Raw genomic sequence first — 7,010 nt, forward strand, 5'->3', positions numbered from 1 at the left:
GTGGGCCTCACCTCGCGGGAGATCCGCGAGACGGCACGCGGGAATCATCATGACACCTCGGTGCGTATAACGAAACGGATTGCGGTAAGCGCAACATCAGTCTGAGGTCGCCCAGAACCCTTGTCAAGGCATCCAGAACCCACGAAAAACGGAGTCGCGGAGTTTCTCTTTACGCAACCCCGTGCGCAATAAACAACAAGAGCCTGGCCCTCGGGGCACATACAGGCAGCCCGCCTCCTCGTCCCGAGCGGGACGAGGAGGCGGGCTTGCGGGTATACGGTCGCCGGTGGACGGCAGAGGGTCAGAAGCCGCGTTCGGCCCCGGTCGCCACAGGACCACCACCGAGCGCAGTACGTCGCCGTGGTGCATCCGCTCGAAGGCCTTCTCCACCACATCCAGCGCGATGGTCTCCGTGACGAAGACGTCCAGCAGCGGCAGTTCGAGTTTCATCTCCGGGGTGGGCACGCCGACGAGGACGACCGTGCCCGCCAAGTCGCGCGCGTAGAAGGCCTGCCTGCACGTCTCCGGGCGGCCGACCGCCTCGATCACCGCATCGGCGCCGAAGCCACCGGTCAGCTCACGAATGGCTTCGATCGGGTCGCCTGCCGGAAGTTGACGGTGTGCGTCGCGCCGATCGCCATCGCGGTCTCGAGTCTGCGCTCGTCGATGTCGACAGCGATGATCTGCGCCGCCCCGGCGAACCGGGACCCGTCGATCGCCGCGTCCCCCACCCCGCCGCAGCCGATGACCGCCACGCTGTCACCGCGCCCGAAGTTGCCCGTGTTGCGGAACACGCACGGGAAGGAACGGGCCGATCACGGAGATGCGTCCCCGTGGGGACTCAGACCGTGGGGACTCAGACCGTGGGGTCGAACCACGTGGGCGCGTCGGACAGCGACTGCTTGATGCGGAACAGTCCGAACTCGTTCAGATCCGGCAGGGCGTCGAGCGAGAACCAGCCGACGTCCAGCGACTCGTCGTCGTTGACGCGTGCCTCGCCGCCGACGGCACGGCAGCGGAAGGTCGTGTCCATGTACTGGCAGACATCGCCGTTGTCGTATCGCACCTGGTCCAACGCCTGGACGAGGACGACGCGTTCGGCCACGCAGTGGATCGCCGTCTCCTCGAAGACCTCCCGCACGGCACAAGCGGCGGGCTGCTCCCCCGCCTCCGGGATGCCGCCGATCAGCGACCACTTGCCGGTGTCCGAGCGGCGGTTGAGGAGCACTCTGCCCTCGTCGTCGAAGACGAGGGCGGTGACTCCCGGGAGCCAGAGGAGTTGATGGCCGGCGGAGGCGCGGAGCGTGCGGATGAAATCAGGGGTAGGCATGGGACCGACCCTAGCGGGCCGGTTCCCTCACCCCCGTCCGTCCGGGGTGCGCACGCGAGGCGTACCGCTACACGCCACCGGCGCGCCGCCCGCGCACACCGGCCCCGATCGCCCAGCCGAGCCCACCCGCCGCGACCAGCAGCAGAAGCATCTCGGGCAGCACACCGAGCTGGGTGGCAGGGGTCTGCGAGGAGCGCAGCGGCACCTCCTGGACCAGGGAGTCCGGGACGAACATCCCGGTCTTCTGGGTGATCTTCCCGTCCGGCATGATGATCGCGCTGACACCGCTGGTCACCGGGACGGTGACGCTGCGGCTGTGCTCGACCGCGCGGACGCGGGACATGGCGAGCTGCTGGTAGGTCATCTCGCTTCGGCCGAAGGTCGCGTTGTTGCTCGGCACCGAGATCAACTGCGCGCCGTCCATGACCTCGGAACGCACCGCCCAGTCGAAGGCCGCCTCGTAACAGGTGACGAGCCCGATCTTGGCACCGTTCATGGTGAACACACCGGGGTCGCTGCCCCGGCTGAAGTCCTTGCGGACCATCGACGTCCACTCGCTGTTGATGGCTCCGATGACCGACCGCAGCGGAAGGTACTCGCCGAACGGCTGGATCTGCCGCTTGTCGTAGGTGTCCGTCGGGCCCTTCTCCGGGTCCCACAGGATCTGCTCGTTGTAGAGCTTGCCGTCCCGCTCGACGACACCGCCGACGGAGATCGGGGCGCCGATGGCGGTGGCCGCCTGCTCGATGACCGCGCGTGCGTCGTCGTTGGCGAAGGGGTCGATGTCGGAGGAGTTCTCCGGCCACAGCACGAAGTCGGGCTGCTCGGCCTTGCCGGCCTTGACCTCGGCGGCCAGGCGCTGGGTCTCCTTGGCGTGGTAGTCGAGCACGGCCCGCCGCTGGGCGTTGAAGTCGAGGCCCAGGCGCGGGACGTTGCCCTGGATGACCGCGACGGTCGCGGTGCCGGCCTCGGCCTTGTCGCTCACCAGGCCGCGCGACGCGAAGGCGCTGACCACGGGCACGGCCACGCTCAACGCCGCCACGGCCACGGTGGCCTTGTGCACGGCGGCACCGCTGCGCCGCCCCTCGACGACCAGCCGTACGACCTCGTACAGCCCGAAGCCGCACAGCACGACCGCGAAGCCGAGCACCGGGGTGCCGCCCAGTGCGGCCAGCGGCAGGAAGACGCCATCCGCCTGACCGAAGGCGATCTTGCCCCACGGGAAGCCCTCGAAGGGGGCACGCGCGCGTGCGGCCTCACCGGCGATCCACAGCGCGGCGGCCCAGACCGGCCAGCCGGGCAGCCTCGACACCGTGGCGACGCCCGCGCCGACGAGCGCCACGAACACCGCCTCGATGGCGGCGAGCGCGATCCACGGCACGGGGCCGACCTCGACGCCGGTCCACACGAGCAGCGGCAGCAGGAAACCGAGACCGAAGAGATAGCCGAGGCCGAGCCCCGCCTTCCAGCCGCGTCCGCGCAGCACCCATCCGAAGACCGCGAAGGCCGGCAGGGCCAGCCACCCCAGGGTCCGCGGCGGGAAGCTGATGTAGAGCAGCACTCCGGAGAGCGCCGCGGCGGCGGCCGGAAGGAGCCGACTGGCCCATCTGGACGCGCGGGATACGGGCGCGGCCTGGGGTTCGAGCTGTTCCGGCTCGTCTACGGGAGTGGCGGTGACGGTCACTCGGGGAGTCTACGGCGCGTGGCCCCGGCCCCGACAGCGCGGTCCGTGCGGCCCCGGTGAGGCTGGGGACGCACACGTGCCGCAACGTTCCTGTGCAACTCATCCACAAGCCGGCGCATCACCCGTTACGGTGTGCCCGAGCCTCTGACGTGCGGCCGGATGCGGCCGAGCGGTCGGGGCCCGGCACAGTCGGGGGGCGACGGGTTGGGGTTCACAGGGACGGAGTCCGCGGCCGGTGCGTCGGCCGCGCGGGACAGACGGAACGTTTCGGATGTCGCGGGCGTGCTCATGGTCGGGGCGTGCGCGGCCTGGTCGCTGATCACGGCTGCCGCTGGGGACGGCCGCCCGGAAGGTGTGCTGCTGGCGGTGCTCGCTGTGTCGGCCGGTTATGCGGCGGGCCGGATCTGCGGGGCTCTTCTGCCGGTCGTGGCGCCGGGTGCCGGGGCGTTCGCCGGTCTCGGCCTCGCGATCACGGCCCCGCACTCCATGGGTTCACCGTTCGTCTCGCCGCTCGGGCACACGGGCGCGACCGCCGCGCTGCTGGCCCTGTCCGCGGGTGCCGCCTGCTGTGCGGCCTGGGCGGCCCGTGCTCCTGGGATGCGGCTCGCCCTGCGACTGGTGGCCGGGGGCGTCGCGGTGAACGCGGCCGTGCTCGGCTCCGCCACCGGTGTCGCCGCGTGCGTCGGGGTGCTGCTGTGCTCGCTCGCCGCGGCCCGTATGCGCCTGCGGGGTCTGGGGCTGGCGGGGCTCGCCCTCGCCACGGCCCTGGTCACGGGCATGACCTGGGCGATCGCCGAGGACGTACTGCCGTCCGGCCTGACCGACTCGCTGGAGGGCCGGCTCACTCCGCACCGCGTCCTGCTGTGGCACGACGCGCTCGGCATGGCCCATGACGAGCCGCTGCTGGGCGCGGGCCCGGGCCGCTTCGAGGACCTCAGTACGACGGTCGCCCAGTCTCTGTCGTCGGACGGGAAGCCGCACTCGGCGCCGTTCCAACTGGCGGCCGAACAGGGGCTCATCGGCGTCGCTCTGCTCGCCGCGGTGTTCTGCTGGGTCCTGTACGTCCTGTGGCGGAGCCCTCGTCCTACTCCGGTCGTGCTCACGGCGGGCGCGGCCCTGGCCGCGCTGGCCGCGATCGCGGCGGTCTCCAACGCGCTGAGCTTCACGACGGTGACGGCGGGCGCGGGTCTGCTCGCGGGAATGGCGACGGCACGGCCGCTGCTGGGCGAGGAAGACGGCGTCGGCGTACCGGCCCGCGACACGACCGACGGGTGAGGTCGTCAGCGCGCGGCGCCGGACGCCCTCGGGCTGAGCCGGGCGCGGATGACACGTACGGCCGTCTCCGCGTTGTCCACGGTGATCGTGAACGTCTTGCCGTCCCAGAGGCTCAGCACCACGCCCTCACCACGGCGTACGACGACGGCGGTGCCCTTCTCGGGCCGCCAGCGGTAACCCCAGCCGCCCCATTGATGGGGCGTGACCAAGGGCACGTAGGCGGCGTGGGCGACCTGGGAGAGCGGGATGCGGCGGCGCGGCACGCCGATGTGGCCACAGCGCACCTCCAGGCAGTCCTTATCGACCGTCACGGAGACGTGCACGAACGCGAGCGTGCCGAAGAGGACGAGCAGCCCGGCCGCGATACAGCCGACGACCGACATGACGAGCGGGGCGATGCCGGACGTCCACGTGGAGCCGACCGCGAGTTCGATGCCCAGTGCCATGCAGGCGGCACCGCCGAGTGCCAGGAGCCACTGGCCGCGGTTGGTCGCGCGGCCGGTCCAGACCTCGGGGTGGGGGGCTTCGGGGGTGCCCGTCTCGCCGTGGGGGTGGTCCCTCATGGCTCTGAGCGTACTCAGATTCCGCAGCGCGGGCACCTGGTGGCGGAACGTCACTGCTCCCGGTGTACAGCCAGTGCCGGACCGACCGTCTGGAGCAGCCTGCCCTCCTCGTAGGCCAGTGCCGGTGCGGGCAGCGAGCCCTCGCGTCCGCTGAGGAGCACCGTCAGGGTCGCGTCGGTCCAGTCGGCGTCGGGCGCCGGGAACTCGCCGATCCGGCGGAGCGCCTGGGCGGCCACGGCGCCCGCGGAACCGTGCTGGACGAGGGGTGGCAGGCCCGGCTTCTGGACGGCCGCGCGGATACGCTCGGCGACGAGTTCGTAATGGGTGCAGCCCAGGACAACGGTCGTTACCTCGTCGGGGGTCAGCACGGCGGCCGCGGCGATCGCGGCGTCGATGGCCGCCTCGTCGGCGTGCTCCACCGCCTCGGCGAGCCCCCAGCAGGGGACCTCGGTGACAGCCACGCCGTCGGCGAACTCCTCGATGAGGCCGCGCTGGTAGGGGCTGCCCGTGGTGGCGGGCGTCGCCCAGATGGCGACGGGCCCGCCGCCGGCCGCGGCCGGTTTGATCGCCGGGACGGTGCCGATCACCGGCAGACCGGGTTCGAGGAGGGCGCGCAGGGCGGGCAGCGCGTGCACGGAGGCGGTGTTGCAGCCGACGATCAAGGCGTCGGGCCGGTGCGCGGCCGCCGCCTCGGCGACGGCGAGGGCACGCTCCGTGAGGTCCTGCGTGGTGCGCGGGCCCCAGGGCATGCCGTCGGGGTCCGAGGAGATCACGAGATGTGCGTCGGGTCGCAGCCGCCGCACCGCGGCGGCGGCGGGGAGCAGACCGATACCGGAATCCATGAGCGCGATCTTCACCCGGCCACGATAGACGATGGCCTCGGTCGGGCCGCCGCCGTGGGGCAGACTGCGAGCGTGAGCGCCATCGCGTGGACCGCCGCCGGATCACTCGCCGCCTGGCTGTGGCTGTTGCTCGGCCAGGGCTTCTTCTGGCGCACGGATGTGCGTCTGCCGCCCCGCCGGGATCCCGACTACGACAATTGGCCGTACGTCTGTGTCGTCGTCCCCGCGCGCGGCGAGGCCGCCGTACTGCCCGAGAGCCTGCCGTCGCTGCTGTCCCAGGACTACCCCGGCCGTGCGGAGGTCTTCCTGATCGACGACGGCAGTACGGACGGGACGGGCGAGCTGGCTCGTGAACTGGCCCGACGGCACGGCGGGCTGCCCCTCACGGTCTCCTCGCCCGGGGAGCCCCCGTCCGGCTGGACCGGCAAACTCTGGGCCGTACGGCACGGAATCGGGCTCGCACGCGCGCGTGCACCCGAGTTCCTGCTCCTGACGGACGCGGACATCGCCCATCGCCCGGACAGCCTGCGCGCACTGGTGGCCGCCGCCCGCACCGGCGGCTTCGACCTCGTGTCTCAGATGGCGCGGCTGCGTGCCGAGAGCCGGTGGGAACGGCTCGTCGTGCCCGCCTTCGTCTATTTCTTCGCCCAGCTGTACCCGTTCCGCTGGATCGGCGTACGGGGCTCGCGCACGGCGGCCGCGGCGGGCGGGTGCGTGCTCCTGCGCACGGAGGCGGCCGAGCGGGCCCGGATCCCGGACGCGATCCGGCAATCCGTCATCGACGACGTGGCGCTCGCCCGGGCGGTCAAGGCCGGCGGCGGCCACATCTGGCTGGGGCTCGCGGAACGGGTGGACAGCGTGCGGCGCTACCCCCGGCTGCACGACCTGTGGCGCATGGTGGCGCGCAGCGCCTACGCCCAGCTGCGGCACAACCCGCTGCTGCTCGCGGGCACGGTCCTCGGTCTGGCCCTGGTGTATCTGGTACCGCCCGCCGCGCTCCTCGTGGGCCTCGCCACGGGAGACTCGCCCGCCGCGCTCGCCGGCGGGCTCGCCTGGCTGCTGATGACAGCGACGTACGTCCCGATGCTGCGCCACTACGCCCAGCCGCTGTGGCTCGCTCCCCTGCTGCCGTTCACCGCGTTCCTGTACCTCCTGATGACGGTCGATTCCGCGGTGCAGCACTACAGGGGACGTGGTGCGGCCTGGAAGGGCCGCACCTACGCGCGTCCGGACACCGTCCCGGACGAGAGCTAGTGCCGCATCAGGCAACGTTCGCCCTGGGCGGTCTGCGACGATGGCGCCATGGACGAGGAAGT

The 7,010-nt window shown here is 71.9% G+C and carries 6 protein-coding genes and 1 pseudogene; 2 read left to right on the forward strand and 5 right to left on the reverse strand.

Annotated elements, in window-relative coordinates; translation table 11 throughout:
• Positions 1–330 precede the first annotated feature (330 nt).
• The 3 genes and pseudogenes from F3T56_RS44720 to lnt all read right to left on the reverse strand — a co-directional run.
• Positions 331–785, reverse strand: a pseudogene (locus tag F3T56_RS44720) (zinc-binding dehydrogenase); the annotation flags it as partial.
• 71 nt (positions 786–856) lie between these two features.
• On the reverse strand, positions 857–1,330 hold the full coding sequence (locus F3T56_RS44725) for an NUDIX hydrolase (protein ID WP_149831196.1): 474 nt from the start codon (positions 1,328–1,330) through the stop codon (positions 857–859).
• A gap of 67 nt (positions 1,331–1,397) precedes the next feature.
• The gene (gene lnt / locus F3T56_RS44730) at positions 1,398–3,014 is read right to left on the reverse strand and encodes an apolipoprotein N-acyltransferase (RefSeq protein WP_149831197.1); all 1,617 of its coding nucleotides are present in this window, start codon (positions 3,012–3,014) and stop codon (positions 1,398–1,400) included.
• Positions 3,015–3,296: 282 nt separating this feature from the next.
• Here lnt and F3T56_RS44735 point away from each other — a divergent pair, with 282 nt between their 5' ends.
• On the forward strand, positions 3,297–4,289 hold the full coding sequence (locus F3T56_RS44735) for an O-antigen ligase family protein (RefSeq protein WP_425473750.1): 993 nt from the start codon (positions 3,297–3,299) through the stop codon (positions 4,287–4,289).
• A gap of 5 nt (positions 4,290–4,294) precedes the next feature.
• Here F3T56_RS44735 and F3T56_RS44740 read toward each other — a convergent pair whose 3' ends face one another.
• Both F3T56_RS44740 and F3T56_RS44745 read right to left on the reverse strand, forming a co-directional pair.
• Positions 4,295–4,852 carry a hypothetical protein gene (locus F3T56_RS44740; RefSeq protein ID WP_149831198.1) on the reverse strand — a complete coding sequence of 186 codons (558 nt, stop codon included), beginning with the start codon at positions 4,850–4,852 and terminating at the stop codon, positions 4,295–4,297.
• A gap of 50 nt (positions 4,853–4,902) precedes the next feature.
• Positions 4,903–5,709: a glutamate racemase gene (locus F3T56_RS44745; RefSeq protein ID WP_149831199.1), complete on the reverse strand. Its 807-nt coding sequence runs from the start codon at positions 5,707–5,709 to the stop codon at positions 4,903–4,905.
• A gap of 57 nt (positions 5,710–5,766) precedes the next feature.
• Here F3T56_RS44745 and F3T56_RS44750 point away from each other — a divergent pair, with 57 nt between their 5' ends.
• Positions 5,767–6,948, forward strand: coding sequence for a glycosyltransferase (locus F3T56_RS44750; RefSeq protein WP_172639478.1), 1,182 nt, complete (start codon positions 5,767–5,769; stop codon positions 6,946–6,948).
• Positions 6,949–7,010: the final 62 nt, after the last annotated feature.

Origin of the sequence: Streptomyces tailanensis (assembly GCF_008386495.1) — a bacterium.
Taxonomy (GTDB): domain Bacteria; phylum Actinomycetota; class Actinomycetes; order Streptomycetales; family Streptomycetaceae; genus Streptomyces; species Streptomyces tailanensis.

Excerpts from the sequence above, each read along its gene's own strand:
- F3T56_RS44725 (WP_149831196.1), bottom strand. The coding sequence starts at position 1,330 with ATGCCTACCCCTGATTTCATCCGCACGCTCCGCGCCTCCGCCGGCCAT.
- F3T56_RS44740 (WP_149831198.1), bottom strand. The coding sequence starts at position 4,852 with ATGAGGGACCACCCCCACGGCGAGACGGGCACCCCCGAAGCCCCCCAC.